This window comes from Streptomyces sp. NPDC002640 (genome assembly GCF_053592575.1).
Genome location: NZ_JBSFVZ010000001.1, coordinates 426,038 through 452,375 on the forward strand (window position 1 = coordinate 426,038; position 26,338 = coordinate 452,375).

The following is a 26,338-nucleotide window of genomic DNA, read 5'->3' on the forward strand; positions in this document are numbered from 1 at the left end:
GGCCGGGGCGTCAGCTGAAGACGATCATGGAGCCCTGGGCGAGGCTCCGGACCGCCGCCGCGTGCAGCCCGAGCCACACGTGCCGCTCCCGGGCGAACGGACTCGGGTCGTACGGCGCCGGATCCGCCGGCTGCTCCAGCTCCGTCGGCGCCGACGGCGGCGCGGGCGCGGCGGGCGGCGCGGCCGGGTCGATCCCCAGCGCCGGGGCGACGAACTGCAGGTCCCGCAGCAGCCCGTGCGAGGACCCCAACGGGCCGCCATTGTCGAGGAGTTCGTCGTTGACCAGGGGGTAGGGGAAGTCGACCGGCAGGTACGACCCCGCGTGGTCGTAGTGCCAGACCAGGTGCGACTGCTGCGCCGTGGACTCGAACATCTCCAGCAACTGCTCGTAGTCGCCGCCGAGTTCGTCCACCGGCGTCACCGGCAGCCCGCAGGCCTGGAGCAGGTAGGCCCGTCGCAGGAAGTGCAGTGCCTCGTAGTCGAAGCCGGCGACCGGGGCGACCTCGCCCGACGTGCCCGGCATGTACTGGTGGATCGGCACCGGCTGCGCGCCGGTCGCCATCAACGCCCGGTCGTAGAGCGCGAGTTCCTCGGCGAAGGGGTTGTCCGGGGTGTGGCACAACACGTCGACGAGCGGGACCAGCCACAGGTCACAGGCCAAAGGACGACTCCTCGGGTCGGAGGTGGAAGGGGAAGCGTAGTGGGTGGGGGCTGTGCGGCCCCCGCGGAACCCGTGCAGAAGTGGTCCCCCGGGAAGGGGAGGTCTACCCGTCCCCGGCGGTGAGCCGCTCGACGAGTTCCAGCGAGAACGTGTTGCTCTCGGCCACCAGCCGCTGCGACTCCCCGGTGTCGCCCCGCCCCAGCGCGTCCACCAGGGCGGTATGGCCGGCCCACATGTGGGCCCGCAGGTCGGCGAGCCGCCGCAGGTGCTGCACCGTGCACACCCACGCCTGCACGCGCAGCCGGTGCAGGAAGTCCGTCAGGTACGGGTTGCCGAAGAGGCCGCTCAACTCCCGCCAGTAGCGCAGGTCGTAGCCGATCAGCACGGACAGCTCGCCGGAGTGCGCGGCCCGCTGGCACTCCTCGCCGCGCCGCCGCACCGCCGCCAGCGCCGTGGTCTCCGTCGTGTCGGGGAAGGACGTGCCGGCGACCGCGGCCCGGTCCGCGAGCCGCAGGAACATGCCGTCGGAGATCAGTGCCCGGGCCTGCACGATGTGCCGGAAGTCCTCGACCGTGAAGGCGCGCACCCGGAACCCGCGGTGCTGCACCGCCTCCAGCAGCTCCTGCGCCGCGAGGTCGACCAGTGCCTCGCGGACGGGGGTGGCGGAGACGCCGTACTGATCGGCGATCTCCTTCACGGTGAACTCCTGCCCGGGGTGCAGCCGTCCGGCCAGCACCTCGTCCCGCAGGGCCTCGGCGATCTGTTGCCGCAGGGTGCTGCGGGTCACCGGGCCCGGGGCGCCGGTCGCTCCCATCGGCGTTCTTCCTTCCCGGTTCGTCACCGTCGCGCCTCGGCCAAGCCGTCCGTGTACGTGTGTGTACGCGGTCACCTTAACCAGCGGGCGGGAAGCCGGCCCGTGGCCCTCCTCCCCGGGGGGAGACCGCCGTTACGCTTCCGACCGGAGCTGTCGGGACCGCGGGGGGCGCGGTGTCCGGTGCGGGGGAGGGACGACGGCGATGGAGATGCTGGGCTCGGGGGATCCCGGGCGGATCGGGGCGTACCGCCTGCTGGCGCGGCTGGGCGCGGGCGGCATGGGCCGGGTGTACCTGGCCCGCTCGGACCGGGGCCGCACGGTCGCGGTGAAGCTGGTGCGGGCGGAACTCGCCGAGCAGGAGGAGTTCCGCGCCCGGTTCCGCCGGGAGGTGCAGGCGGCCCGCCGGGTCGGCGGCGACTGGACGGCGCCGGTGCTGGACGCGGACACCGAGGCGGCGGTGCCCTGGGTGGCCACCGGGTACGTGGCGGGCCCCTCGCTGGAGCGGGTCGTCGGCCGGGACCACGGGGCGCTGCCGGAGCGGACGGTGCGGATCCTGGCGGCGGGGCTGGCGCAGGCCCTGCGCGACATCCACGCGGCGGGGCTGGTGCACCGGGACCTCAAGCCGTCCAACGTGCTCCTCACCATCGACGGGCCGCGGGTGATCGACTTCGGTATCGCCCGGGCGCTGGAGGCCCCGGACGACAGCGGGCTCACGCGGGCCGGTGCGGTCGTCGGCTCGCCCGGCTTCATGGCGCCGGAGCAGGTGCGGGGCGAGCGGATCACCGCGGCGGTGGACGTGTTCAGCCTCGGCTCCGTGCTGGCCTACGCGGCCACCGGGCGGCTGCCGTTCGGCGACGCGGCGGGCGGGGCGCACAGCCTGATGTACCGCATCGCCCGGGACGAGCCGGACCTCACGGGCGTGCCCGAGGGGCTCTCCGGCCTGATCGGGCAGTGCCTGCGCAAGGACCCCGCGGCGCGCCCCTCGCTGGCGGACGTGCTGGCGCGGGTGGCCGCGGAGCACGCCACCCTCGCGGGCGGCCGGACCCGGGACCCGTGGCTCCCGGCGGCCCTGGTCGCCCAGCTCGGCCGGCACGCGGCGGAACTGCTGGACGCCGAGGACCCCGGACCGCGCCCGGACGAGACCCCCACGGTGGTCGCGGGCCCGGGCCCCGCCTCGGGACAGGCGGCGCCGCCCGCGCTGCCATCGGGGCAGGGGCAGGGGCAGGGGCAGGGCCCGGTTCAGGGTCAGGGCCCCGCCTCACCGCCGCCGCCACTGCCGGCGGGGCCTCCGGCGGCGTACGGGTACCCGCCGCAGCCGTTCCCGCCGGCCTCCCACCCCTACGGGAGCGCGCCGGGCGGCACGTACCCGTACGGCAGCCCGCCGGGCGGCACGACGCCGGTCCCGGTGCTGCCGTCGGGCCACGGCGGCGGCGGCGGTGGCGGGCGGACCGGGTGGATCGTCGCGGCGGCCACGCTGGCGGTGGCGCTGATCGCCGGCGGCACGGTGTACACCGTCATGCGCGACGGCGACGGCGACCGCGGCCGCCAGGAGCTCCGCGGCACCGAGTCCTCCGCCTCCCCCTCCCCGGCCGTGACGGAGGACGGCGGCGGCGACGACGGACCCACGTCCTCGCCCACGTCCGCCGCGCCGACCGGCGACCCCCAGGACGCCGGGACGGTGCCCGCGGAGTTCCTGGGGGAGTGGTCCGCCGTCATCGAGAACGCGGCGGGGTCCAACGAGCGCCACCTCACCGTCGTCCAGGGCGACGTGGGCGACCCGGTGCTGACGCTGGTGGCGTCCGGGCCGCTGGAGGGCACGGCCTCCTCCTACAGCTGCGTCTTCGAGGCCGACCTCGCCCGGGCGCCCGGCGGGGACGGCGCGCTCCGCGTGGGCCCCTCCCGGGTGGTGGACGGCGAACCCCTGTCCTCCTGTAGCCCCGGCGATGCCTCGGTCCTCACCGTCTCCCCGGACGGCACCCTCACCCGCCGCATGACCGACGGCGACGCCCTCACCTACACCGCCGGCTGACCGCCGGAGGCCCGTGCGTCACCGCGCCTCCGGCGGCCGCTGGCGCGGCATGTTGGGGCGGGGCGCGGCGAGCGAGATCCGGCCGTGCGCGCCGACGGGGACGGGCGGGTCGCTGCGGGAGGGGTCGAGGGACGCGCGGGCCACGGAGGGGAGTTCCCCCCGGCGGAACTCCCCCATCCAGTCCGCCGTCTCGGCCCGCACCAGCTCCGTGACGTCCTCGGAGAACCTCCGCAGCACCCCCAGGCACCGCTCCGCGGCCTCCCCGGCCGTGCCCTCCGTCGGCCCCAGGACCTCCCGCACGTTCTCCGACGCCCAGTCGAACTGCAGCGCCTGCAGCCGCCGCTGGACCGCCTGGGCGGTGGCCATGTCCCGCATCCACCCGGAGGTCACCCCGAAGAACCGGTCCGCGCCCGCGCAGCCGAGGGCCAGCAGCAGCGCCAGGTAGCCCCACGGGGCCGCTCCGTCGACGACCTCGGCGAGGTCCAGCAGCGGCAGGCCGGCCGCGAGGACCGCCCCCGCCGCCGCGCCGCCCCGCAGCGCCAGGGCGGTGCGGCGCTTGCGGACCCGGTCTGCGAGGTACCACGCGCAGGTCTCCAGCGCGCACCGCTCGACCCAGCGGTACAGCTCGTCCAGCCGCCGCGCCGGGACGTCCCAGTCGCCCTGGGGGAAGGGCCGCCCCGTCAGGTCCCCGGGGAGCCCCGGCCCGGAGCCCCCGGGCCGTCGCCCGGTGCCCGCGCGCCCCCCGGTCCCCGCCGCCCCGCCGGCCCGGCCACCGCTCACCGGCCGCGCGTCCGCGGCGGACGTCCCCTCGGACCGTCCGCCCTCACGCGGCGGCGACGGCGGCTCCTCGGACCCGCTCCCCGGCATCTCCGGCTGACTCACCCGGCTACTCCCCACAACCTGTTGACGATCCCTGCCGACCCGTCGGCCGGCACCCTCCCGCACCCGCCCCCCGCAACGCGACCTCAGCCCCGTCCGTCACTGTGCGTGGCGGCATGGTCACGTGGCGTGCTCCGGTGTCGGCGTCCTTCCTACCCCCCAACGAGTGGCACAGGCGGCGGTTTGAAACAGGGATCGGCGCGAAGTGCCCCGTGATCAGGCGCAGGACCGCCGACACGCTCACCCGAAAGTGTGACGGGGCGCGTGCCGGGTCGACCGCGTAGGCTCGTTCACGAGGGGTGAATCTTTCCGCCCTCACAGGACAGACGTGTGTAGTTCCGCGCGACCGCAGCGTCGTGCGACCGTACGAGCCCAGGAGCTGAATCGTGTTTCCCGGTGGTGGCCAGCCCAACATGCAGCAGCTGCTCCAGCAGGCCCAGAAGATGCAGCAGGACCTGGCCCGCGCCCAGGAGGAGCTGGCGAACACGGAGGTCGAGGGTCAGGCCGGCGGCGGCCTGGTCCGCGCCACCGTGACCGGCTCCGGCGAGCTGCGCGCCCTGGTGATCGACCCGAAGGCGGTGGACCCGGAGGACACCGAGACCCTCGCCGACCTGGTGGTCGCCGCGGTGAAGGCCGCCAACGACAACGCCCAGCAGCTCCAGTCGCAGAAGCTGGGCCCGCTGGCCGAGGGCCTCGGCGGCGGCAGCGGTATTCCCGGTCTGCCTTTCTGACCGGGGCGGCGGCCACTACCGTACGTAGGGAAAGGCTGCTCCGCCGGGAGCACCGAGGAAGGCAGGCAGGGCGTTGTACGAGGGCGTGGTCCAGGACCTGATCGACGAGCTGGGAAGACTTCCCGGCGTCGGTCCCAAGAGCGCGCAGCGCATCGCCTTCCACGTCCTGCAGGCCGAGCCGACGGACGTCCGCCGGCTCGCCCAGGCGCTGATGGAGGTCAAGGCCAAGGTCCGCTTCTGCGTCACCTGCGGCAACGTCGCCCAGGAGGAGCAGTGCGCGGTCTGCCGTGACCCCCGCCGCGATCCTTCCGTCATCTGCGTGGTGGAGGAGCCCAAGGACGTCGTGGCGATCGAGCGGACCCGCGAGTTCCGCGGCCGCTACCACGTGCTGGGCGGCGCCATCAGCCCCATCGAGGGCGTCGGTCCCGACGACCTGCGGATCCGCGAGCTGCTGGCGCGGCTGGCGGACGGCAGCGTCACGGAGCTGATCCTCGCCACCGACCCCAACCTGGAGGGCGAGGCCACGGCGACGTACCTCGCCCGCATGATCAAGCCCATGGGCCTCAGGGTCACCCGCCTGGCCAGCGGCCTCCCGGTGGGCGGCGACCTGGAATACGCGGACGAGGTCACCCTCGGCCGCGCCTTCGAGGGGAGACGACTCCTAGATGTCTGACGCGACGCTGCACTCCACGGCACAGGACCCCGGCGACTTCGCCGTCCAGATCGCCGACCAGGTCGAGAGCTTCCTGGTGGCGGTCACCGAGGTGGCCCGGGGGGACGAACCGGACTCCGCGGTCCCCTTCCTCCTGCTGGAGGTCTCCCAGCTGCTGCTGGCCGGCGGCCGCCTCGGCGCGCACGAGGACATCGTGCCGGACGAGCGGTACGAGCCGGACATGGGCCCGGAGCCCGACGTGGACGAGCTGCGGGAGCGACTCGCCGCGATGCTCGACCCGGTCGACGTCTACTCGGAGGTGTTCGACCCGTACCAGCCGCGCCGCGCGCCGGTCCCGGCCCGCATCTCCGACGACCTGGCCGGCGTCATCACCGACCTGCGGCACGGCATGGCGCACTACCGCGCGGGCCGGGTGACCGAGGCGCTGTGGTGGTGGCAGTTCTCCTACCTCTCCAACTGGGGCGCGATGGCCTCGGGCGCGCTGCGGGCGCTGCAGTCCGTGGTGTCGCACGTCCGGCTCAACCAGCCCCTGGAGGCGCTGGACGGCCTGGACACCGACGAGCACCTCGAGGAGGAGGCGCTGGCGGAGGCCGCGGGCGAGGTCATGTTCCAGGAGATCGCCGGTCCGCTCGGCCTGCGCCGCGTCAAGTAGCGCCTCCCGTCGCTCCTCGTTCCGGCTGCTCAGGGGTTTACCGCCACCCGTTCGGGGGAGGTGCGCCTCGGCCGGGGTGGTGCGGGAGCCGCCCCGGCCGCCTGTGGGCGGCACCGCACAGCGTCGTGCAGAAAACGGACATCTCATCATCCGGTTGACCGGATGGGATTTTCGGCCGCTCGTTAGACTGAATCGACCGCCGCACACTTGTGCGCGCGGAGAGAAACGAAGCGAGCGAGGAGCGCACGTGGGCCTTGTCGTGCAGAAGTACGGAGGCTCCTCCGTAGCCGATGCCGAGGGCATCAAGCGCGTCGCCAAGCGGATCGTGGAGACCAAGAAGAGCGGCAACCAGGTGGTTGTCGTGGTCTCCGCGATGGGCGACACGACGGACGAGCTGATCGATCTCGCCGAGCAGGTGTCACCGATCCCTGCCGGGCGCGAGCTCGACATGCTGCTGACCTCCGGAGAGCGGATCTCCATGGCGCTGCTGGCCATGGCGATCAAAAGCCTGGGCCAGGAGGCCCAGAGCTTCACCGGCAGCCAGGCCGGTGTCATCACCGACTCGGTCCACAACAAGGCGCGCATCATCGATGTCACGCCGGGGCGCATCCAGGCCTCCGTGGACGAGGGCAACGTCGCGATCGTCGCCGGGTTCCAGGGCGTCAGCCAGGACACCAAGGACATCACCACCCTCGGCCGCGGCGGCTCCGACACCACCGCCGTCGCCCTCGCCGCCGCGCTGGACGCGGACGTCTGCGAGATCTACACCGACGTGGACGGCGTGTTCACCGCCGACCCGCGCGTGGTGAAGAAGGCCCGGAAGATCGACCGGATCTCCTTCGGCGACATGCTGGAGCTGGCCTCCTCCGGGTCCAAGGTGCTGCTCCACCGGTGCGTGGAGTACGCCCGCCGTTACAACATCCCGATCCACGTGCGGTCGTCCTTCAGCGGGCTGCCGGGCACCTGGGTCAGCAACGAGCCGAAGCAAGGGGAGCAGCAGGTGGAGCAGGCGCTCATCTCCGGTGTCGCCCATGACACCTCCGAGGCCAAGGTCACGGTCGTCGGCGTGCCCGACAAGCCGGGCGAGGCCGCCGCGATCTTCCGTGCGATCTCCGACGCGGAGATCAACATCGACATGATCGTGCAGAACGTCTCCGCGGCCTCCACGGGCCTGACGGACATCTCGTTCACGCTGCCGAAGTCCGACGGTCCCAAGGCCATCGAGGCGCTGGAGAAGGCCCGCACCGCGATCGCCTTCGACTCGCTGCGCTACGACGACCAGATCGCCAAGATCTCCCTCGTCGGCGCCGGCATGAAGACCAACCCGGGCGTCACCGCGGACTTCTTCGACGCGCTCAGCCGGGCCGGCGTCAACATCGAGCTGATCTCCACCTCGGAGATCCGCATCTCGGTGGTCACCCGCGCCGATGTCGTCAACGACGCGGTCCGCGCCGTGCACACCGCCTTCGGGCTCGACTCGGACAGCGACGAGGCCGTCGTCTACGGCGGCACCGGACGCTGATCCACTCCGTTCGGCCACGGCCGGTCGACGCCCGTTCCGGGTGACCGACCGGCCGGTGGAACCGGGGCCCGCCTTTCCTCGTCTTCCCGCGAGGAGAGGGGGCCTCTTCCGCTTTCCGGCGGGCGGCAAATCCCCTGGCCAGTGCCTGAATCGTTTATATGATCGACATCCGGTGGCCCGGGCAGGCCGCCGCGAAGGCACTTGCCTCGGCACCGGTTCTCGTTCGAGGATTCTCCTTTCCTCTCCGCTCCGGCGGAACGGGAAGGCCGGTGCGGTCCGGGGGGACGCCGCACCTCCCGCCGTGAGGGTGGTCGGGGGGCGGTCGAGGACATGAGGGGAAGAGCGGGGCGATGAAGGAATTCGCGACGGATTCGACGAGGGCGTACAACCCTCAGGGGGGCCGGGCCGTCCAACGGGCGTGGCAGAGGTTCTCGACTTCCCCGTGGCGGCGCGCAACACCGGCCTGCGCCCCCGCCGGTCCCCCCGACCCGGCGGTCCGCCGGGCGGCATGCCGGTGATCGCGCCGATGCCGTCGGCGCGCCGTGCCCGTGTACCCGCTCCCCGGAAGGGCGACGGCGTCGCCGCGCCGTCCCAGGCCGTCGCGGGCGCCGGGACGACGGCCGAGGCCGGTACCACGGTCGACCAGCTGACCGCGACCTACCGGGAGCACTACCGCTCGCTGCTGCGCCTCGCCGCGCTGCTGCTGGACGACACCGCCTCCTGCGAGGACGTCGTCCAGGAGGCGTTCATCCGCGTCCACTCGGCGCGCCGCCGGGTCCGCGACCCGGAGAAGACCCTCGCCTACCTGCGGCAGACCGTCGTGAACCTCTCCCGCTCCGCGCTGCGCCGCCGCATCCTCGGCCTGAAGCTCCTGTCGAAGCCGATGCCCGACATGGCCAGCGCCGAGGAGGGCGCCTACGACCAGCTGGAGCGCGACTCCCTGATCAAGGCGATGAAGGGGCTGCAGCGCCGCCAGCGCGAGGTGCTGGTGCTGCGGTACTTCTCCGACATGACCGAGGCCCAGGTCGCCGAGACGCTGGGCATATCCGTGGGCTCGGTGAAGGCCTACGGCTCGCGCGGCATCGCCGCCCTGCGCGTCGCGATGGGAGCGACCGCATGACCGAGCCCGAGGGCAAGGGGCGGCAGGACGGTTCCGGCCGGTCCCGGCCGTCCCGCGCACGCCGCACCCGCCACTCCTGGCATCCTTTGCTCCCGTCGGACACCGCTCCGGCGCCTGAGCCGAGCCGTACCGGCCCGCACCTACGAGAACCGCATGGTGGGAACGAACCTGTGAACGAACGCCCCGACGAACAGAGCCTCGGGTCCGGGCTCGGTCCGGACGAGGCGGAGCTTCGACGGCTCCTGCACCAGGCCGTCGACGGCCTCGAGCCCCAGGACGACACCCTCGACTACCTCCGGCGGGCCGTGCCCGCCCGGCGGGCCCGCAAACGCCAGGCCCTCGTGGGCGTGGCCGCCGCGGCCCTGTTCGCCGGCACCGCGGTGCCGACGGCGCTGCACGTGTCCTCGGCGGGCTCCGCGGAGGACGTGCGGGCCGGCGGCGTGGCGGGCAGCCCGGAGGTGCAGGGCGGCCAGGGCGACGACCTGAACGCGGGCGCCGGCGGCGCCGGACACGAACTCCCCGGCCTGCCCGGCGTGACCGAGGACGTCGAGTCCCCGGGCGCCGACTCCAGGAGCCGCGAGGACGGCGGCACCGAGACCGCCCCCGCGGCGGTCCCCGCCTGCACGGCGGGCCAGCTGTCGGTCGCCGCCCCCGAACTGGGCGCGGTCGCCGCGGACGGCAGCGTGCCGGGCGTGTTCCGGGTCTACAACTCCTCCATCGCGGGCTGTGCGGTCACCGATCCCGGCACGGTCTCGGTCACCGCCCAGGGCGACGCCGACCCGATGCGGATCAGCGTCGCCCGGCAGGTCGGCGAGGGCGAGGTGGAGCGGCTGCTGCTCAGCCCCGGCCAGTCCTACCTGGTCCGCGTCTCCTGGGTGCCCTCCGCGTCCTGTCCCTCCACCGACCCGGTGGACCCGCCCCCGACCACCGGCTCGGACGGCGGCACCTCCGGCGGCACCGACGGCGGCACCACCGCGCCTCCCACGGTCGGCGGCAGCACCGACGGCCGGGTGGGCACGACGGGCAGCGACAGCACCGCGGACGGGGTGACCACGCAGCTCGGCACCACCCGGACGAACTCCGGCGGCGGCAGCGTCCTCGTCACCTACCAGCCGCAGGGCTCGGACGGCGCGGGCACGCCGGCCGCCCTCACGGTCCCGGGCGCCTGCGCGGGCACCGTCTACCGGACCGGCATCGTCGCGGGCGGCTGACGACGCGACACCGCGGGCGCGCGGCGCCCGCGGTAAGAAGCCTCAGCGAGCGGCGGGAGCGGACTCCCGCCGCTCGCGGCCGTCCGGGGCCGCGGTGCCGTCGGAGCCCTGAACGGCCTCCTGAGCGGCGTCGTGGCCGGCGACCTGAGCGGCGTCCTGCACGGCGTCCTCGGGGAGGATGCCCAGTTCGGCGTCGCGGGCGAACTCCACCTCGCGGCGCAGCAGGCGGAACCACATGAAGATCACGAAGCCCGCGAAGACGAACCACTCGCCGGTGTAGCCCAGGTTCTGGAAGGCCTTCAGGTCGAGGCCGCTGTCCGGCGCGGCGGCGGGCGGCACCGTCTTCATCCCCGCGTCGCCCTCGTTGAGGGTGACCCACGCGTCGTACACGTCGTACGGCACCAGGTTCACCAGCGAGGCGGCGCTGATCGCGCCGGTCTGCCCCTCGGGCAGGCCCCCGGCGGCGGGCACGCCGTCCTGGCCGGGCGTCTCGGACACCTGGAGCGCGCCGGTGACCGTGACCTCGCCCCGCGGCGGCGCGGGCGCGGCGGCCGGGTCGGGCTCGCCGGGCAGCCAGCCGCGGACCACCGGGAGCGCCGTGCCGCCGTCGGTGCGCAGCAGGGTCAGCACGTAGTAGCCGCGCCGCTCGTCCAGCGCGCGGTCCGGCACCAGGAGCTGCTCCCCGTACCGGCCGGTGGCGGTGGCCTGGTCGCCGACGGTCTGCTTGTCCACGGGCAGCAGTTCGTCCACCGGGCGGGCGGTGCGGGGGTCGGCCTCCCGGTCGGCGGCGGCCCGCGCCGTCGCGTCGCGGTGGCCCTCGACGCGGGACTCGAACCGGTCGAGCTGCCATGTCCCCATGAACACGCAGAACGGCACGGCGAGCAGCAGGAAGACGTTGATCGCCCACCAGCGGGGCGTCAGCAGGAACCGGTACACACGGCCAACGGTACCGGTGCCCTTCCCCCCGCCCCCCTCGGGGCGGGCCCGGCAGGCAGTATGGGGGCATGACTGACAGCAGCGGGCCGGCCGAGGCGCCGGAGACCATGCCGGACTGGGAGAAGCGGTTCAGGGCCCCCCGGGTGTCCCTCCCCGACTGGGCGGAGGACGCCCCCGACCGCTCCCTGTTCGTCTCCAACGCGACAGGGACCTACGAGCTCTACGCCTGGGACCGGGCCACCGGCGCGCAGCGCCAGGTCACCGACCGTCCCAACGGCACCACCGACGGCGTGCTCACCCCGGACGGCGCCTGGATCTGGTGGTTCGACGACACCGACGGCGACGAGTTCGGCGTCTGGCGCCGCCAGCCCTTCCACGGCGGACCCGACGAGGAGGCGGTGCCCGGCCTGGAGCCGTCGTACCCCGCGGGTCTCGCGCTCGGACGGGACGGCCGCACCGCCGTCGTCGGCCGCTCCGCCGACGAGGAGGGCACCTCCATCCACCTGGCCCGCGAGGGCGAGGACCCGGTGGAGATCTACCGCCACCCGGAGTCGGCCGGCGTCGGCGACCTCTCGCACGACGGCACGCTGATCGCCATCGAGCACACCGAGCACGGCGACGCCATGCACTCCGCGCTGCGCGTGCTGCGCCCCGACGGCGCCACCGTCGCCGAGCTGGACGACACCAAGGGCGGCACGGTCGAGCTGGGCCTGGAGGTCCTCGGCTTCGCCCCCGTCGAGGGCGACACCCGCCTCCTCGTCGGACACCAGCGCCGCGGCCGCTGGGAGCCCATGGTCTGGGACGTCGCCACCGGCGAGGAGACCGACCTGGCCCTGGAGCTTCCCGGCGACGTGAGCGCCGAGTGGTACCCGGACGGCTCGGCGCTGCTGATCGCGCACAGCTTCGAGGCCCGCAGCGAGCTGTTCCGCCACGACCTGGCGACCCGCTCCCTGGAGGAGATCACCACCCCGCCCGGCACGGTCTCCGGCGCGACCGCCCGGCCCGACGGCAGCGTCGAGTACCTGTGGTCCTCCGCCGCCGAGCCGTCGGTGGTGCGTTCCACCGCCGGCCGCGTGGTGCTGGACCCGCCCGGGGCGAAGGCGCCCGCCTCGGTGCCGGTGGAGGACGTCTGGGTCGAGGGCCCCGGCGGCCGCATCCACGCGCTGGTGCAGAAGCCGGCCGGGGCGAGCGGCCCGCTGCCCACCGTCTTCGACATCCACGGCGGCCCCACCTGGCACGACAGCGACTCCTTCGCCGCCGGCCCGGCCGCCTGGGTCGACCACGGCTACGCGGTGGTCCGGGTGAACTACCGCGGCTCCACCGGGTACGGCCGGGAGTGGACGGACGCCCTCAAGCACCGCGTCGGCCTGATCGAGCTGGAGGACATCGCCGCCGTCCGGGAGTGGGCGGTCTCCTCCGGTCTCGCCGACCCGCGCCGCCTGGTCCTCACCGGCGGCTCCTGGGGCGGCTACCTCACCCTCCTCGGCCTGGGCACCCTGCCCGACGCGTGGGCGGTCGGCATCGCCGCCGTCCCGGTCGCCGACTACGTGACGGCGTACCACGACGAGATGGAGGCGCTGAAGGCGATGGACCGCACCCTCCTGGGCGGCACCCCGGAGGAGGTCCCGGAGCGCTTCGAGGCGTCCTCCCCGCTCACCTACGTCGACCAGGTCACGGCCCCGGTCTACATCTCGGCGGGCGTGAACGACCCGCGCTGCCCGATCCGGCAGGTCGACAACTACGTCAAGCGCCTGGAGGCACGCGGCGCGGTCCACGAGGTCTACCGCTACGACGCCGGCCACGGGTCCCTGGTGGTCGACGAGCGGATCAAGCAGGTCCGCCTGGAGCTGGACTTCGCCGCGCGGCACCTCCCCGGCGCGGAGGACTGACACGAACTGTCCGTAGCCGCCGGGGGCGCGCGGTATACGCAACGTCACAATTCGTTCACCGTGCGATGCGTCAACGCCCTCCGCGCGGGATACGGATAGGCCGTGCTCACAGATACGACCGGTTCCGACGACAACCCCCGGCGGCGCGCGTCCGAGCGGCGCGCGCCGGCGGCCGGGGGACCCGGACACCCGGAACCCCTGGTGTTCGCCGCCCAGTTCAGGTCATCGCCGCGAGGCGCCCGGCAGGCCCGGCACTGCGCGGTGCGGCGGCTGGCCGAGTGGGGGCACCCCCCGGGCTCCGACCTGTCCTGCGCGGTCGCCCTGCTGGTGGGTGAGCTCGCCGCCAACGCGGTCCGCCACGGCCGCGTGCCGGGGCGGGACTTCGCCCTCCGCCTCACGGTCGACGAGCCGTCCGGCATCGCCCGCGTCGAGGTCGTCGACGCCTCGGAGACCCCGCCGCCCACGACGGCCGCCGCCCAGGCCCCGGGGGACGCGGAGTCCGGCCGTGGCCTGTTCCTGGTCGACACCCTCGCCACCCGCTGGGGCACCCACCCGCGCGAACCCATCGGCAAGATCGTCTGGGCGGAACTGAAGCTCAACTGACGGCACGGCCACGGGCAGTACGTCACGGTGCGCCGGGCGGCGCCCCTGGCCCGGCGGCCGCCTCACGCGGCGCCCGGCTCGGTGGCGGGCCCGGGCGGCGGTGACGGCGGTGCGTGGGGGCACCGCCCCGCGCCGGCCGTGTCACAGCTCGCCGTCCGCCACCCACCGCGCGAGTTCCTCCGCCGTGCGCGGCAACGGCGCCGCACGCCCCCCGCGCGCGTCCCGCAGCGCCGCGCCGACCGCCACCCCCCACGGCAGCCGCAGTCCCGCCTCGCGCAGCACCTCGGCCCGCGCCAGCAGTTCCCCGGCCGCCCCCGCCCGCGGCCCGGACGGCCTCAGCAGGGCCACGTCGTCCGCCCAGCGCAGCGCCAGGTCCACGTCGTGGGTGGCCATCAGCACCGTGGTCCCCGCGTCCCGCAGCCGCTCCAGCGTGCCCAGCAGCCGTTCCTGCCCCTCGGGGTCGAGCCCCGCCGTCGGCTCGTCGAGGACGAGGACCCGCGGCCGCATGGCGACCGCCCCGGCGATCGCCGCCCGCTTGCGCTGCCCGTAGGAGAGGAGATGGGTGGGCCGGTCGGCCAGCGCCGTGATGTCGAGCGCCGCCAGCGCCTCCTCGACCCGCCCCCGGACCTCCTCCTCCGGCAGCCCCAGGTTCAGCGGCCCGAACGACACGTCCTGCGCGACCGAGGCCGCGAACAACTGGTCGTCCGGGTCCTGCATCACCAACTGCACGGTGGTCCGCAGCCGCGTCAGTCCCGCCCGGTCGTACGACACGGGCCGGCCCTCCAGCTCCACCCGCCCGGACAGCGGCCGCAGCCCGCCGCCCAGCAGCCGCATCAGGGTGGTCTTGCCGCTGCCGTTGCGTCCGAGCAGCGCCAGCGCACGCCCCTCGCGGACCTCCAGATCGAGGCCGTCGAGGACCGGCGGCCCGTCCTCGTACCGGAAGGAGACACCCCGCAGGGCGACCGGCGGCGGCGAGGAGGGGGGTGGCGACGAGGGGGGTGGCGGCGGCGACGGCGGACGGCTCATCCGAGGGGTCCTTCCAGTACGGCGCTGAGGACGGCGATCCCCGCCAGCAGCGCGAGACTCGCGAGGGTGAACGCCGCGGAGACCCGGGTGGACGGCACCAGCACCCGCAGGGTCCCGTCGTAGCCCCGCCCCGCGAGCCCGTCCTGCAGCCGCCCCGCCCGGTCGAAGGCCCGGACGAACGCGGTGGCCCCGAGCCCGCCCAGCGACCGCCAGGTCGCCGCCCGGGTGGTGTGCCCGAGCCGCGCGGCCTGCGCCTGCCGTACCCGCCGCACCGACTCCAGCAGCAGGAACGTCATCCGGTAGGTGACCAGCGCGACGTCCACCACCGCCGGCGGGACCCCGGCCCGCACCAGGCGGGGGAGCAGGTCCGACATCGGCGTGGTGAAGGCGAAGAGCAGGACCCCCAGCGAGGCCGCCGAACTCCGCAGGAGCAGTTCCCCGGCGCGCACCGGCCCGTCGGGGGCGAGCCCCACCAGCGGGCCGTTCGGACCGCCGACCCTCACCAGCAGCGTCGCCGCGCCCGTGAGGCAGAACCCCAGCGGCACCCGGTACGCCCGCCACAGGCGCCCGGCCGGCACCCGCGCCGGCCCCAGCAGCAGCGCCAGCGCGGCCGCCAGGACCAGCGCCGCGCCCGGCCAGGGCGGCAGCGAGACGGCCAGCACGGTCAGCCCGAACCCGAGCACCGCCTTGTCCACGGGATGACGGCGGCGCCAGCGACTGCCGTGCGCCGCCGTGTCGATCGACAGCACCGGCGTCAGACCCGTCCGGAGCCCGGCGCGTCCCCGCGCCCCTCGCCCGCGGCCCCGTCCGCACCCTCGGCCCCCGACCCGGCGGCCGAACCGGCAGTCGAACCGGTCACCGACCCGGTGGCGGACCAGGCCCCCGACCCGGCAGCCGAACCGGCGGCGGACCAGGCCCCCGACCCCGCAGCCGACCCGGTCACCGAACCGGCAGCCGACCCGGCGGCCGAACCGGCGGACCCGGTCACCGACCCGGCGGCGGACCCGGTCACCGACCCGGTGGCGGATCCGGCGGCCGACCCGACAGCCGACCCGGCGGCCGTCCCCAGGGCCGCCACCGCCCTGGCCTCGCCCTGGCGCCGTCCCCGCCACAGCCCCAGGCAGTAGGCGACCACTCCCGCGCCCACCGCCGCCTGCAGGGCGAACAGACCCGACTCGATCTCGCCCGACGGCGGCTCGTAGACCGGGGAGAACCACGGCCGGTAGTCCGGGTCGATCTCCTGGATCGCCACCTCCGCCTCGGCGTCCGCGCCGGCGAACGGCTCCTCCTTGTGGTCCCCCAGTCCGAACGCCACCGGCAGCACGGCCAGCAGGACGACGCCCAGCACCAGCAGCAGGTTGATCCGCGCGTTCCGGCTCATCGGGCCACCGCCTCGGCGTCGGCCTTGCCGCGGGTGCCCGGACGCAGCCCCAGCCGCGCCAGTTGCCCGCCGTTGGACTGCGCCAGCAGCCGGACGACCAGCACCGTGAGCAGCCCCTCGCCGACCGCGAGCGGGATCTGCGTCACCGCGAAGATCGAGCCGAACTTGCCCAGCGCGCCCGCGAATCCGCTCGCCGGGTCCGGGAACGCCAGCGCCAACTGCACGCTGGTCACACAGTAGGTGCTCAGGTCGGCGACGAACGCGGCGCAGAACACCGCGACTTCGAGCCCCGCCCCGCACCGCCGGGCGAGCAGGTACGCCCCGTACCCGGCCCAGGGGCCGACCACGGCCATGGAGAAGACGTTGGCCCCGAGCGTGGTCAGCCCGCCGTGCGCGAGCAGCAGGGCCTGGAACAGCAGGGTGACGGTGCCCAGCACCGCCACCACCGGGGGCCGGAACAGCACCGCCCCCAGCCCGCTCCCGGTGGGGTGCGAGCAACTACCGGTCACAGAAGGCAACTTGAGCGCCGACAGAGCGAACATGAAGGCACCCGAGGCTCCCAGCAGGAGCGTGCTCTCGGGATGCTCCCTCACCTCACGGGTGAGTCGGCGTACTCCGTGGACGACGAACGGCGCGGACGCGGCGCCCCAGGCGACCGCGTGCACCGGAGGAAGGAACCCCTCGGCTATGTGCATGGCTCAGCAGACCCTCTCCAGCACCTCGTGGATGGACGACGCGCCTTGGCCGGTCTCCTGGCTGACGGGTACCACACGCCCGTGCTCCGCCTTCCCGGGTCCGTGAGGACCCAGTGGCTGCCCGCGAGGGCCGGAGCCGGACTTCCCGATCACAGTGGCGAGGGCCGCACCGGCATCACACCGGATTTCCCGTTCACCAAGGCGTTGTGACAGTAATGGGGCAGCCGCTTACTGACAAGCGAGCCTCCCGCCGCTCCGCCGGGTCAGGGACGGTCCAGACCCCAGGTCTGCAGGACGTACGGCCGCCCCTTCTCCTCCCCGGTGATCAGCGGCACGTCCAGCAGCCGGAACCCCGCCCTGGTGGCGACGGCGACGCTGGCCGCGTTCTCCGCCTCCAGTTCGAGGATCACCTGCCGCGCCCCCAGCTCCTCGAAGGCGTACGAGGCCATCACCCGCACCGCGCGGGCCGCGAGCCCCCGGCCCCGGTGCGCGGGCCCCACCGCGTACCCGATCTCCGTCCCCTCCGGCGCACGCCGCAGCATCACCTCGCCGAGCGGGGCCCCGCCGTCCTCCGTGACGGCGAGCAGCACGGCCTTCCCCTCGGCCCGCAACTGCCGGGTGCGCACCAGCCGTTGCTCGGCCGCCTTCTCGTCGAAAGGGGAGACGATGGGCGTCCAGTAGGCGATGTCGGGGTGGTCGAACAGGGCCGGCATCGCCGCCACGTCGTCCTCCGTCCAGTCACGGAGGACGAGGCCCTCCCCGCGCAGCTCCATCCGCTCCGGGAACGCGGGCTGGTCGAGCTGCTCGGGCGGTGCATCGGTCATGGCAGGGCCTCCGGGCGACGGGCGACGGGCACGAACGCGCATCCTGTCCCCCGCCACCCGCCCCTGTCAGCCGCTTTTCCGCCCCGCTGCCACGGCCGCCGCCCCGGCGGCACCGGCTCACCGCCCGCCCGCACGGGCGCCACACTCCTTCGCACCCTCCGACGCCAGACGCATCCGCCGCGCCCCCACCCCCGGAAGTGCGCCGTCCGCCCCGCCCGTGTCCCCCGGCGGTGGCCTCCGCCGGTTCCGCAGGGGCCCGTCAGGGTCTCCTCAGGGGCCCTCAAGCTCTCTCAGGGCTCGAAGCGGTAGCCCATGCCCGGCTCGGTGATCAGATGGCGGGGGTGCGAGGGGTCCGCCTCCAGCTTGCGGCGCAGCTGGGCCATGTAGACGCGCAGGTAGTTGGTCTTGTTGCTCTGGTAGGCGCCCCACACCTCGTGCAGCAGCTGCTTCTGGCTGACCAGCCGGCCGGGGTGGGTGAGCAGGATCTCCAGCAGGTGCCACTCGGTGGGCGTCAGGCGCACCTCCCGGCCCTCGCGGGTCGCTCTCTTCGCCACCAGGTCGACGGTGAACGAGCCGGTCTCCACCAGGCTGCTCTCCGGCTCCGACGACACCGCCCGGGTGCGCCGCACCGCGGCCCGCAGCCGCGCCAGCAGCTCGTTCATGCTGAACGGCTTGGTCACGTAGTCGTCCGCCCCGGCGTCCAGCGCGGCGACCTTCTCGTCGGAGCCCTGACGCGCGGACAGCACCAGGATCGGCACCCGGGTCCAGCCGCGCAGACCCTCGGTGACCTCGACGCCGTCCATGTCGGGCAGCCCCAGGTCGAGCAGCACGACGTCCGGCCGGCGCGCGGCGGCCAACCGCAGGGCGGTGAACCCGTCGGGCGCCGCGTCCACGCGGTACCCCCGCGCCCGCAGGTTCAGCACCAGCGCGCGGGCGATCTGCGGATCGTCCTCCACCACCAGCACCCGCGTCGCCGCGGGGTCCCTGTCCCCGCCACCGCGGTCGGCCGTCACCGGTGCGTCGACGGTCAGGGAAGACATGGCGGCTCCTGCACGAGGGTCGGAAGAACCTGACCTCACCAGGAAACGCGCAGTTCAGCGGGACATCGTACTTTTTGACGCCTTCCATACGACCCCACCGCCGAACTTTGACGCCCCCCTGACACCGCCGCAGATGCTCGGACTCAGCAGGCGGTGTCGGCGGTGTGCGCGGTGAACGCAGCCCAGGCGGTGGGGGACAGGAGCAGGGGCTGGATCCGGGTGTCCTTGGAGTCGCGCACGTGCACAGCCTGCTGGGTCAGGGCCACCTCGACGCAGTTGCCACCGCCGCCGCCGCTGTAGCTGCTCTTGAACCAGACGAGTTCGGTGGTGCTCATAGCGCTCCTCGCATTTGCTCCAGCAGGCTTGCGGTGGCCGTGCGGCTGAGAGCCTGCGAGCGCATCTTTCCATAGCGGCGGAGCATCGCACTGACGAGTCTCGGGTCGGTCACGAGAGCGCTGGTGTCGTGCGCTTCGACGTACCCCACCCACTTGTTGTCCTGGGTTTCCGCCAGGTACTGCGGCCCCTCGAACCCTGAGTGGTCCTCCTGGCACAGCGGCATGATCAGGATCTCCACGTTGCGGCGCTGTCCCTGTTCCAGCAGGTTGTCGACAAGCACGCGAGTGACCTCACCGCCTCCCAGCCGGCGTTGCAACAGGGCCTCTTCGATCACGAACGAGAACTCGGTGTTGGGGCGCTCAGCCAGCAGGCGCTGGCGTTCCAGGCGAGCGGCGACCTGACGCTCGAACTGTTCCTCGCAGAGGTGCGGCAACCTGCGCTCGAAGATGGCCCGGATGTACGGTTCCGGCTGCAGCAAACCCGGGATCGCGCACGCCTCGTATGCGTACAGAGACACCGCCTCCTCCTCGATCCCCGCCCACTGGCGGAACCAGGACGCCAGCCCCGCCCTCCGCGTGAGGCTCCGCGCCGCGGCGCCCAGCACCTTGGCCGCGGCGGCCCCGAGCGCCGGTTCCGCCCGTGCGGGCAGGTCGCTCGGCGGGAACCTCTTCCCCTGCTCGATCTTGGCGACGTAGGCCGTGGAGTACTGCACCCGGTGGGCGAACTCCTCCTGGGTGAGCCGGGCCTGCTCCCGCAGCGCCTTCAGAACCGCGCCGAAGGTCTTGAGGCTGTCGGACAGGTCGTGCTCCCCGTTCGAGCCACCACCCGCCCCGGTCCCGGCACCGCCTCCGCCGCCGTTGTCCGTAGCCATGCAGCCGCCCGCCTCCCTGTACCGTCGCACACCGAACCCCGCCCAGAGTTACGTAACGTGACCCACCCGGTCCACCGAGTGAACCAGTACAGGCGAATCTGTATCGGCGTCGGTCCTGTTGACGAGGCGCGGACGGCGGGACCGTGGGCCGCATGCCGATGCCACAGACGCAAGCCGACGTCACCGTGCGTACGTTCGAACAGCGGTTTCCCGCGACCCGCCGCGGTGCGCGCCTCGCCCGCGGACTCGCCGCGCACCAACTGGACGTGTGGGGCGTGCCCCACGGCATGCCGGCGTCGGACGCCACCGTGCTGATCGTCGCGGAGCTGAGTGCCAACGCCGTCCTGCACGGACGCGTACCTGGGCGTGATTTCGCGCTGCGGCTCGTCCACGGTCCGGCGGCCGGGCTCGTGCGCGTCGAGGTGTCCGACACGCATCCCGCCCAGCCGGTGGCCCTGGCCCCGGCCGCCGACGCGGACGGGGGCCGGGGCCTGCTCCTGGTCGCCGCCCTGGCCTCGCGCTGGGGCGTGGCGGAGCGCACCGGGCCGGGGAAGACCGTGTGGGCGGAGGTCGACCTGGCGGGAACGGGACCCTCCCCGATCCCCACGTGAGCGCGCGGCCGTCCGTCCTCCCCCGCCCGCGTCGTCGCCGCCGCGAGTGAAGCGGTGCGTGGCTTGCCGAACGACCACCACGTGCGGCCACCAGGTGGGTGCGCCGGAGTTCGGCGCCCCCTCGGCCCGTGAGGTCTGCCCGTGGCGCGGATCTATGCCGCGCACCGACCACGCTGCCGGCCGGCGTCCGCCGGCCGGCAGCGCCCGGACCACCGTCTCTCCCGGCCCCGTGACGTCACGGCCGAGCCGCATCACCTGGCAGATCAGTCGATGAGCGCGGTCGCTTCGACCTCGACGAGCACATCCGGTTCGAAGAGGTGCTCGACACCGATGAGGGAGGCGGGCGGCATCGGAAGCCGGAGCCCGATCTCGTCGGCGACCGCCTCCACACCGCTCATGAAGTCGCTGATCTTCTCCGGGCTCCACCGGGTCACGTAGAACGTCAGGCGCAGCACGTCCGCGAAGGATGCGCCCGCGCCCGCCAACCCGAGGGAGGTGTTGCGCAGCGCCTGGGCCACCTGCCCGGCCAGATCACCCGGCGCGACCGGAGTCCCGTCGGCCTGGCGCGCGATCTGCCCACTGACGTGGACGTGCTTCGCCCCGGTGCCCACGGCGACGTGGTGATACGGGGCCGGTTGCAGCATGCCTGCGGGCGTGAAGTGCTGAACGGTCATGCTCTTCCCTTCTCCTACTAAGTATCCTCAAGCTACTTAGTAGGAGAAGGACACTTCAACGAGACCAGGTTTCACCATGGATACCGAGGACGAACTCCGCATCGACGCCCCGCACCGCGAACTGCTCGACCAGATCCTCGACAAGTGGTCGCTCAGCGTCCTCAACGAACTCTGCGAACGCCCGTGCCGCTTCAACGAACTGCGCCGGGCCATCCCCCGGGTCACGCAGAAATCGCTCACCGCGACACTCCGGCGGCTCGAGCGCAACGGCGTGATCGAGCGCGAGCTCGTCTCCACCCGCCCCGTGGCGGTCATGTACCGGATCACGCCCCTCGGCAAGACCCTCCGGCACCCCGTGGACGTCCTGCTGGCGTGGGCCGCACAGAACATGCCCGCGATCGAACGCGCACGCGAAGACTTCGACACGAGGGAAGAAGAAGCCCACCTCTGAGCGGCGGCCCGGTTGAGCACCGCCGCCCCCTCATGCGCCGCCAGATCCCCCTCCCCGACCGCCGAGCGGCCCTGTGAAAATCGAGTCGAGGCCGCCCGCGCCTACAACCAGCAGGGCCGCCTGGCCGAGGGCTACCAGGCCCGAACTCCACCGCTTCAGCCGTCGACCGGGAGTCCCCGCGTGAGCGCAGAGCAGCCGTTCCTGTACGTCGTCGTCTGCGCCGCCGGCATCGCGGGCGACGCCCACAAGCTGATCAGCGCCGCGCAGAAGCGAGGGTGGCGCGTCGGCGTCATGGCCACGCCCCAGGGGCTCGGCTTCCTCGACGCCGAGGCGATCGAGGCCCGGACCGGCTACCCGATCCGCTCCGCCTGGCGCAGCCCCGGTGACCCGCGCCCCCTCCCGCCCGCCGACGCGATCGCCGTCGCGCCGGCCACGTTCAACACGGTCAACAAGTGGGCGGCCGGCATCGCCGACACCCTCGCCCTGGGCATCCTGTGCGAGGCGTACGGGCTGGGTACACCGACCGCTGTCCTGCCGTACGTGAACGCCGCCATGGCCGCCCACCCGGCGTACGGCCGGAGCCTGGACCAGCTGCGGGAGATGGGGGTGCTGGTCGGGACGTACGAGCCGCACCGTCCGAAGGCAGGCGGGGGAGCGGAACGCTTCCACTGGGAGGAGGCACTGGAGCTGCTGGCTCCCGCGCTGGCGGGAAGAGCGGCCGACTGAGGACTGGCGGCCGTGCGCGCGAGTACCGTGCCAGTGCCGGGTGGCCCTCCCAACGCACGTCAGGCCCGGTGCTGATCTCTCAGCACCGGGCCTGACCTGGTGTTACGGCTGTCGGGGTGGCGGGATTTGAACCCACGACCTCTTCGTCCCGAATGAGGTTCGGTTGGGGAGCCTGCCAGCCCTGATGGCGTTTCCCCAGGTCAGGCGGATGGGCTCGGTTGGTGTCGCGGGGCCTGGAAGGGGTTCGGGGAGCGGGTTGGCTCCCAGATGGCTCCCAGAGAGCCCCGCCACTCGGACGCGTGGTCACTCTGTGGCCCTATGCGTTGTCCGCGGCCCGGCTACGAAGGCTGTTGACGTAGTCCTTGTGGAGGATGGGCCGACATTGTGGACGCTTCCCTATGGACATGCTCCAGGAAGCTTGGCTGTTTAGCACAAATTCGCGCCCAAAATCGGGTGTTCCACGGAATCTGAGTGAGTGTCACCCCTGCTGCTAGCGTCTTTCAGGCAGTCACATCAGCGGACTCACGCTCCTCACCTTCGCCATGTTGGCGGTGGGCGGCAACGCCGGCAGACGAAGCCGGTACGTCTCGGAAGTGCGGTCGAGTGTGCTGATGCCGTCTCGGACACATCGGGTCTTGCCCGGGCGAGCCGAGGGGGAGAACGGGAAGCAGCGTGACCGATCTCCTTGGACGACCACGGCGTCCAGGTGCGTACCTGGATGGACACCGGGACGAAGATCGGAGAACACCTGATGGAGACATCACCTGGCGCGGGCGAGACCGTGCTGCCCCGCCCCGTCGAAGCGCTACCCCTTCCTGCGTTGGCGGCCGCAACACGGAAGCTCGCCGACAAGCTCATCGAGCACTTCACCATGGGCGAGCCTGCCGCTTTGGCCCTTGCGCAGGCCGTCGTCGACCCGTCTGCCGCCCGTCTGGCAGCAGGGTCCCCGGAGCGGCTGCGGGTACCCGGCGGGGTGATTCTGGCCATTCGGGCTGAGGTATGGGCGCGCCATGTCATCCCGGACCCGCGAAATCCCCGCATCAGTCCGTCGCGTCGGCACCCGGCCTCGAACCTGATCGGCACTGGCGAGAGCACGCGCTTCCGCCCGTTGGCTGAGCCGATCGCGGCATCAGGGGGTCGCCCGGAACTCGTGCAGAGGCTCGCGAACCAGGAACACCTCGCGTGGGCGGCGCAACTGTCTAAGGAGTATGTGCTCGACCACAACGACTGGCGCGAGTCCCTGCGCCACCAGGGAGTGATGACCGAGGTGTGGCTGGCCGCGACGGCCTTCCAGCACGAGGACAAGACACCCGGTGTAACGGTGCCGGTCACCGTCGAGGGGTCGAGCCGTGTGACGTGTGCCCATGACCTGCTCGGCCTCAGGTCCGCTGACGTTCCCTACATTCGGGATACGGCGAAACTGCGCTCCCACATCCGCAAGCTCAACGAAGCGATTGCGACTGCGGGTGACCCCGCGCAGGTTGACCCCGAAGTGGCAGTCACTGTGCGCTGTGAACGGCTTCCTGCGCTGCTGCTTGTCGGTTTCGAGCCGCACGACGGCACCACCGCTGACTTCGGCGTTGCCGTGAAGTCGTTGGTTGCGCTCCGGCATGTTGACCCGCCCAAGCCTTGGGGCGAGGCTGCGGAGAACGAGGCCCTCGCCGATGCCGTGGTGGATGAGATCGAGCGGCGGACACTGATCACTCCCAGCAAGGCCGACTGGCTACGTGGTGCCCTTACCCCTGATCAGGCGAAGGCCGCTGGATTCAACGATGACCCGTCCGTCCGGGCGGCCGCCATCGTCCGGCTCTTCACCGAACGCGATCAGTCGATTCATGCCGCTGTGCGGGTTGCCATTACCGGACAGAGTACCCGCAAAAACATCACCACGAAGCTGCTGCTCGACGTGGCTTCCTCGCTGGTCATGCGTTCGGTTTCGGAAGAGGACTCCCGTCGGCGCGAACGGATGCGGAAGTACCTGAAGTCGGCGTTCCCGGGCGAATTGGCCAAGGACTGGGAGGCCACGTTCCGCGGTACGGAGGAGCTTGCTCAAGCCGCACTTGCAGAGGTGACAAAGGGCGAACCAGGCGTGGCGACCCGGGAGCTTGCGGCCCGCAGTGCCTATCCCCTGGTGATCAACGGCCAGCTAACGGGTGATCGTGGCACGCAGAACAACGATCAACCCGACCGGCGGCATCCAGGCGAGGTCATCGACCGCATGCGCAGTAGCGCGCACGGCGTGCACCAGCTGAAGCAGACACTTCTCGACTCTGTGGCGGGCCGCAGGACCCGCAAGGTCGACGAGACGGGCCAGGTAACGCAGAACGAAGACGGTCGCGACATCCTCGTCACCGACGCTGATCTCCGTCGCACCTTCCCAGCTGCCGGCGAAGGCCCATCGCCGACACCGGCTCCCAAAAACGCGGCTGAGATTCTCGGGAACGCCCTGCACGACCTGGCCACTTCGATTCAGGCTGTTGAGGGTGCGGTCAAGGCTGTGGAGGCGGTCCGGGCCGATGACGGAACCCGTGCAATCGATTCGCTGGGTGCCGACCGGGCCGACTGTGAGGCGTGGCGGAACATCCTGCAGGACGTGCTGTTCAAGTTGCCCGTCTGGCAACAGCGAAGCGTCCAGCGGCACGGGATCATCGCCGAGGACCCGTACGACCTCGACGCAGACCGTGACGATGAGGAAGGAGAGGAACCGGACAACGAGTTCGAGGACGAACCGACTGACGAAGACGCCCCGTCTCAGGACGAGGTTGCTTGAATCTCTCGTCGCTCCCGGGTTCTTAGACAGGTATAGAACCCAGAAGCGCGCAAGGAAATGCGACGCGGACAGACGGTGAGGCCCACCCGCCCGGCCAGGGCGAGGGCGGTAACGCCGGCTTCCCGAGGTTGGTCCTCGGGAAGCCGGTACGCCTCGGGGCCGAACTGGGATCCGCTGCCGCTTGCCGTCACACCGGGAGCGACCCGGAAGACATCAAGTGGGTGCGCCGGACAATTCCCAGCTCACCCTGGCTATTCACTGTGGACCGGACATGGCCACGGGCTGGGAGCCCTCGATGGACAGCCTGCATTTTCTCGTCGGCCGCGAACAGGAGCTTGACGATCTGATCCGATCACCTCAGCACTGGGACCCAGTCCCTGTGGCATGCAGGGACGTGGACGTGAATCTCTACCATCCGGAGGACGGGGAGCGGCCCGCTGAGGACCTCTTGGCCGCATGCGTCGCCTGTGCGGACCGCTTGCAATGCCTTGCCCTCGCGTTGCGCGCAGAGGACTCGGAAACCCGTCATGGGTGGTACGGCGGGGTCGGCCCGGCAGACCGCGACCGTATCGCGGCTATGCTTCGGCTTTCCGTTGAGACCACATCCTTGCCGGACCGGGCTCTCACAGCGATTCGTCTGGTCCGAGACGGATGGCGAGTCAACGACATCGCGCACGTGCTTGGCTGCTCCAGGCGAACCGTGCAGCGTTACCTCCGTTCAGTGCGCTGACGCCAAGCTCGCAACCGAGGTTCCCTGGGTTCGCTACGTCCGACGTCCAGGAGCTTGTCTGTTCCTCGGCGCATGGCCTGCCGGACTTGGGTCCTTCGGTGCACAACTGCCCCATGACGAGATGTCTCCTAGTTGAGAGCAAGACGGAAGTCCAAGTAGGACCTGGATGGGATGCAGTCGGCGGTCAGGGTGTCGAACGCTTCGGGGCTATTGGCGTCGTCGTGGGCCCCATCTCCAGGGCGACATCGCGGCAGCAACCTTCCCTAGGTGCTCCACGCGGGGTTGTGCCCGCACGGCTTGAGGCCGGGCGGCGGGTCTGCTACTGCGGGCCCCTGCGCTATGAGTTCGGCGCGATTGGTGCGCGCCAGCTCACTTCCGCGCTGTACGGCGAGGACGCACGACTTGCGCGGTCGCAGAGGCTGGAGTGGCAACTTGCCGCCATGAGGGCGAGGGGAAGTAGCAGATGTGCAAGGACACGTAGAT

The 26,338-nt window shown here is 72.6% G+C and carries 27 protein-coding genes and 1 riboswitch; of the genes, 14 read left to right on the forward strand and 13 right to left on the reverse strand.

Annotation, left to right across the window (positions count from 1 at the left end):
- Positions 1-10: 10 nt before the first annotated feature.
- Both ACWD3O_RS01945 and ACWD3O_RS01950 read right to left on the reverse strand, forming a co-directional pair.
- Positions 11-661: a hypothetical protein gene (locus ACWD3O_RS01945; RefSeq protein ID WP_451409665.1), complete on the reverse strand. Its 651-nt coding sequence runs from the start codon at positions 659-661 to the stop codon at positions 11-13.
- A gap of 103 nt (positions 662-764) precedes the next feature.
- Positions 765-1,475, reverse strand: coding sequence for a GntR family transcriptional regulator (locus tag ACWD3O_RS01950; RefSeq protein WP_451414551.1), 711 nt, complete (start codon positions 1,473-1,475; stop codon positions 765-767).
- Between the two features lie 202 nt (positions 1,476-1,677).
- On the opposite strand from ACWD3O_RS01950, the gene ACWD3O_RS01955 reads away from it, so the two are divergent.
- Positions 1,678-3,504, forward strand: a complete 1,827-nt coding sequence (locus ACWD3O_RS01955; RefSeq protein ID WP_451414552.1) for a serine/threonine-protein kinase — start codon at positions 1,678-1,680, stop codon at positions 3,502-3,504.
- A gap of 18 nt (positions 3,505-3,522) precedes the next feature.
- On the opposite strand, the gene ACWD3O_RS01960 is transcribed toward ACWD3O_RS01955, so the two are convergent.
- A complete protein-coding gene (locus ACWD3O_RS01960; protein WP_451414553.1) occupies positions 3,523-4,386 on the reverse strand; it encodes an SLATT domain-containing protein in 864 nt (287 codons plus the stop codon).
- Positions 4,387-4,769: 383 nt separating this feature from the next.
- On the opposite strand from ACWD3O_RS01960, the gene ACWD3O_RS01965 reads away from it, so the two are divergent.
- The 6 genes from ACWD3O_RS01965 (at position 4,770) to ACWD3O_RS01990 (ending at position 10,292) form a co-directional block, all read left to right on the forward strand.
- Positions 4,770-5,114: a YbaB/EbfC family nucleoid-associated protein gene (locus tag ACWD3O_RS01965; RefSeq protein ID WP_451409669.1), complete on the forward strand. Its 345-nt coding sequence runs from the start codon at positions 4,770-4,772 to the stop codon at positions 5,112-5,114.
- A 73-nt stretch (positions 5,115-5,187) separates the two neighbouring features.
- Complete coding sequence (recR, locus tag ACWD3O_RS01970) at positions 5,188-5,787, forward strand: recombination mediator RecR (protein ID WP_451409670.1); 600 nt, start codon at positions 5,188-5,190, stop codon at positions 5,785-5,787.
- Positions 5,780-6,439, forward strand: a complete 660-nt coding sequence (locus ACWD3O_RS01975; protein ID WP_356136765.1) for a DUF5063 domain-containing protein — start codon at positions 5,780-5,782, stop codon at positions 6,437-6,439. The genes recR and ACWD3O_RS01975 overlap by 8 nt, the downstream gene beginning before the upstream one ends.
- A 247-nt stretch (positions 6,440-6,686) precedes the next feature.
- Positions 6,687-7,961: an aspartate kinase gene (locus ACWD3O_RS01980; RefSeq protein ID WP_451409671.1), complete on the forward strand. Its 1,275-nt coding sequence runs from the start codon at positions 6,687-6,689 to the stop codon at positions 7,959-7,961.
- A gap of 418 nt (positions 7,962-8,379) precedes the next feature.
- Entirely contained in the window at positions 8,380-9,081 is a 702-nt protein-coding gene (locus ACWD3O_RS01985; protein ID WP_451414554.1) for a SigE family RNA polymerase sigma factor, read from the forward strand.
- A gap of 170 nt (positions 9,082-9,251) precedes the next feature.
- Positions 9,252-10,292 carry a hypothetical protein gene (locus ACWD3O_RS01990; protein ID WP_451414555.1) on the forward strand — a complete coding sequence of 347 codons (1,041 nt, stop codon included), beginning with the start codon at positions 9,252-9,254 and terminating at the stop codon, positions 10,290-10,292.
- A 42-nt stretch (positions 10,293-10,334) separates the two neighbouring features.
- Here ACWD3O_RS01990 and ACWD3O_RS01995 read toward each other — a convergent pair whose 3' ends face one another.
- Positions 10,335-11,228, reverse strand: coding sequence for an SURF1 family protein (locus ACWD3O_RS01995; RefSeq protein ID WP_451414556.1), 894 nt, complete (start codon positions 11,226-11,228; stop codon positions 10,335-10,337).
- 68 nt (positions 11,229-11,296) lie between these two features.
- Here ACWD3O_RS01995 and ACWD3O_RS02000 point away from each other — a divergent pair, with 68 nt between their 5' ends.
- Positions 11,297-13,117: a prolyl oligopeptidase family serine peptidase gene (locus ACWD3O_RS02000; protein WP_451414557.1), complete on the forward strand. Its 1,821-nt coding sequence runs from the start codon at positions 11,297-11,299 to the stop codon at positions 13,115-13,117.
- 102 nt (positions 13,118-13,219) lie between these two features.
- On the forward strand, positions 13,220-13,720 hold the full coding sequence (locus ACWD3O_RS02005) for an ATP-binding protein (protein ID WP_451409676.1): 501 nt from the start codon (positions 13,220-13,222) through the stop codon (positions 13,718-13,720).
- Between the two features lie 141 nt (positions 13,721-13,861).
- Here ACWD3O_RS02005 and ACWD3O_RS02010 read toward each other — a convergent pair whose 3' ends face one another.
- The 8 genes from ACWD3O_RS02010 to ACWD3O_RS02045 all read right to left on the reverse strand — a co-directional run bounded on the left by ACWD3O_RS02010 (position 13,862) and on the right by ACWD3O_RS02045 (position 19,893).
- The gene (locus ACWD3O_RS02010) at positions 13,862-14,746 is read right to left on the reverse strand and encodes an energy-coupling factor ABC transporter ATP-binding protein (RefSeq protein WP_451414558.1); all 885 of its coding nucleotides are present in this window, start codon (positions 14,744-14,746) and stop codon (positions 13,862-13,864) included.
- Entirely contained in the window at positions 14,743-15,495 is a 753-nt protein-coding gene (gene cbiQ / locus ACWD3O_RS02015) for a cobalt ECF transporter T component CbiQ (RefSeq protein ID WP_451414559.1), read from the reverse strand. The genes ACWD3O_RS02010 and cbiQ overlap by 4 nt, the downstream gene beginning before the upstream one ends.
- A 5-nt stretch (positions 15,496-15,500) precedes the next feature.
- Positions 15,501-16,127, reverse strand: a complete 627-nt coding sequence (locus ACWD3O_RS02020) for an energy-coupling factor ABC transporter substrate-binding protein (RefSeq protein ID WP_451414560.1) — start codon at positions 16,125-16,127, stop codon at positions 15,501-15,503.
- Entirely contained in the window at positions 16,124-16,822 is a 699-nt protein-coding gene (locus ACWD3O_RS02025) for an energy-coupling factor ABC transporter permease (RefSeq protein ID WP_361142557.1), read from the reverse strand. Before ACWD3O_RS02025 ends, ACWD3O_RS02020 begins: the two co-directional genes overlap by 4 nt.
- Before the next feature lie 30 nt (positions 16,823-16,852).
- Positions 16,853-17,038: riboswitch (cobalamin riboswitch) on the reverse strand.
- A 47-nt stretch (positions 17,039-17,085) separates the two neighbouring features.
- Positions 17,086-17,646, reverse strand: a complete 561-nt coding sequence (locus tag ACWD3O_RS02030; protein ID WP_451414561.1) for a GNAT family N-acetyltransferase — start codon at positions 17,644-17,646, stop codon at positions 17,086-17,088.
- Positions 17,647-17,936: 290 nt separating this feature from the next.
- Entirely contained in the window at positions 17,937-18,686 is a 750-nt protein-coding gene (locus ACWD3O_RS02035; protein ID WP_451414562.1) for a response regulator, read from the reverse strand.
- Positions 18,687-18,829: 143 nt separating this feature from the next.
- Entirely contained in the window at positions 18,830-19,021 is a 192-nt protein-coding gene (locus ACWD3O_RS02040; protein ID WP_451414563.1) for a DUF397 domain-containing protein, read from the reverse strand.
- Positions 19,018-19,893, reverse strand: a complete 876-nt coding sequence (locus ACWD3O_RS02045) for a helix-turn-helix domain-containing protein (protein ID WP_451409685.1) — start codon at positions 19,891-19,893, stop codon at positions 19,018-19,020. The genes ACWD3O_RS02040 and ACWD3O_RS02045 overlap by 4 nt, the downstream gene beginning before the upstream one ends.
- A 152-nt stretch (positions 19,894-20,045) precedes the next feature.
- Between ACWD3O_RS02045 and ACWD3O_RS02050 the strand changes: the two genes are divergently transcribed.
- Positions 20,046-20,504 carry an ATP-binding protein gene (locus ACWD3O_RS02050; protein ID WP_451414564.1) on the forward strand — a complete coding sequence of 153 codons (459 nt, stop codon included), beginning with the start codon at positions 20,046-20,048 and terminating at the stop codon, positions 20,502-20,504.
- Positions 20,505-20,767: 263 nt separating this feature from the next.
- On the opposite strand, the gene ACWD3O_RS02055 is transcribed toward ACWD3O_RS02050, so the two are convergent.
- A complete protein-coding gene (locus tag ACWD3O_RS02055; protein ID WP_451409687.1) occupies positions 20,768-21,178 on the reverse strand; it encodes a RidA family protein in 411 nt (136 codons plus the stop codon).
- Between the two features lie 76 nt (positions 21,179-21,254).
- On the opposite strand from ACWD3O_RS02055, the gene ACWD3O_RS02060 reads away from it, so the two are divergent.
- The 4 genes from ACWD3O_RS02060 to ACWD3O_RS02075 all read left to right on the forward strand — a co-directional run bounded on the left by ACWD3O_RS02060 (position 21,255) and on the right by ACWD3O_RS02075 (position 25,855).
- Positions 21,255-21,629, forward strand: coding sequence for a winged helix-turn-helix transcriptional regulator (locus ACWD3O_RS02060; protein ID WP_451409688.1), 375 nt, complete (start codon positions 21,255-21,257; stop codon positions 21,627-21,629).
- 180 nt (positions 21,630-21,809) lie between these two features.
- On the forward strand, positions 21,810-22,355 hold the full coding sequence (locus ACWD3O_RS02065; protein ID WP_451414565.1) for a flavoprotein: 546 nt from the start codon (positions 21,810-21,812) through the stop codon (positions 22,353-22,355).
- Positions 22,356-23,073: 718 nt separating this feature from the next.
- Positions 23,074-25,125, forward strand: coding sequence for a hypothetical protein (locus tag ACWD3O_RS02070; RefSeq protein ID WP_451414566.1), 2,052 nt, complete (start codon positions 23,074-23,076; stop codon positions 25,123-25,125).
- Positions 25,126-25,420: 295 nt separating this feature from the next.
- Positions 25,421-25,855: a helix-turn-helix domain-containing protein gene (locus ACWD3O_RS02075; protein ID WP_451414567.1), complete on the forward strand. Its 435-nt coding sequence runs from the start codon at positions 25,421-25,423 to the stop codon at positions 25,853-25,855.
- Positions 25,856-26,338 lie beyond the last annotated feature (483 nt).

Excerpts from the sequence above, each read along its gene's own strand:
- ACWD3O_RS02055 (WP_451409687.1), bottom strand. The coding sequence starts at position 21,178 with ATGACCGTTCAGCACTTCACGCCCGCAGGCATGCTGCAACCGGCCCCG.
- ACWD3O_RS02075 (WP_451414567.1), top strand. The coding sequence starts at position 25,421 with ATGGACAGCCTGCATTTTCTCGTCGGCCGCGAACAGGAGCTTGACGAT.
- ACWD3O_RS02040 (WP_451414563.1), bottom strand. The coding sequence starts at position 19,021 with ATGAGCACCACCGAACTCGTCTGGTTCAAGAGCAGCTACAGCGGCGGC.
- ACWD3O_RS02050 (WP_451414564.1), top strand. The coding sequence starts at position 20,046 with ATGCCGATGCCACAGACGCAAGCCGACGTCACCGTGCGTACGTTCGAA.
- ACWD3O_RS02045 (WP_451409685.1), bottom strand. The coding sequence starts at position 19,893 with ATGGCTACGGACAACGGCGGCGGAGGCGGTGCCGGGACCGGGGCGGGT.
- ACWD3O_RS01950 (WP_451414551.1), bottom strand. The coding sequence starts at position 1,475 with ATGGGAGCGACCGGCGCCCCGGGCCCGGTGACCCGCAGCACCCTGCGG.
- ACWD3O_RS02060 (WP_451409688.1), top strand. The coding sequence starts at position 21,255 with ATGGATACCGAGGACGAACTCCGCATCGACGCCCCGCACCGCGAACTG.
- ACWD3O_RS02025 (WP_361142557.1), bottom strand. The coding sequence starts at position 16,822 with ATGCACATAGCCGAGGGGTTCCTTCCTCCGGTGCACGCGGTCGCCTGG.
- ACWD3O_RS02030 (WP_451414561.1), bottom strand. The coding sequence starts at position 17,646 with ATGACCGATGCACCGCCCGAGCAGCTCGACCAGCCCGCGTTCCCGGAG.
- ACWD3O_RS01975 (WP_356136765.1), top strand. The coding sequence starts at position 5,780 with ATGTCTGACGCGACGCTGCACTCCACGGCACAGGACCCCGGCGACTTC.
- ACWD3O_RS01955 (WP_451414552.1), top strand. The coding sequence starts at position 1,678 with ATGGAGATGCTGGGCTCGGGGGATCCCGGGCGGATCGGGGCGTACCGC.
- ACWD3O_RS02070 (WP_451414566.1), top strand. The coding sequence starts at position 23,074 with ATGGACACCGGGACGAAGATCGGAGAACACCTGATGGAGACATCACCT.
- ACWD3O_RS02010 (WP_451414558.1), bottom strand. The coding sequence starts at position 14,746 with ATGAGCCGTCCGCCGTCGCCGCCGCCACCCCCCTCGTCGCCACCCCCC.
- ACWD3O_RS02035 (WP_451414562.1), bottom strand. The coding sequence starts at position 18,686 with ATGTCTTCCCTGACCGTCGACGCACCGGTGACGGCCGACCGCGGTGGC.
- ACWD3O_RS02000 (WP_451414557.1), top strand. The coding sequence starts at position 11,297 with ATGACTGACAGCAGCGGGCCGGCCGAGGCGCCGGAGACCATGCCGGAC.
- ACWD3O_RS02020 (WP_451414560.1), bottom strand. The coding sequence starts at position 16,127 with ATGAGCCGGAACGCGCGGATCAACCTGCTGCTGGTGCTGGGCGTCGTC.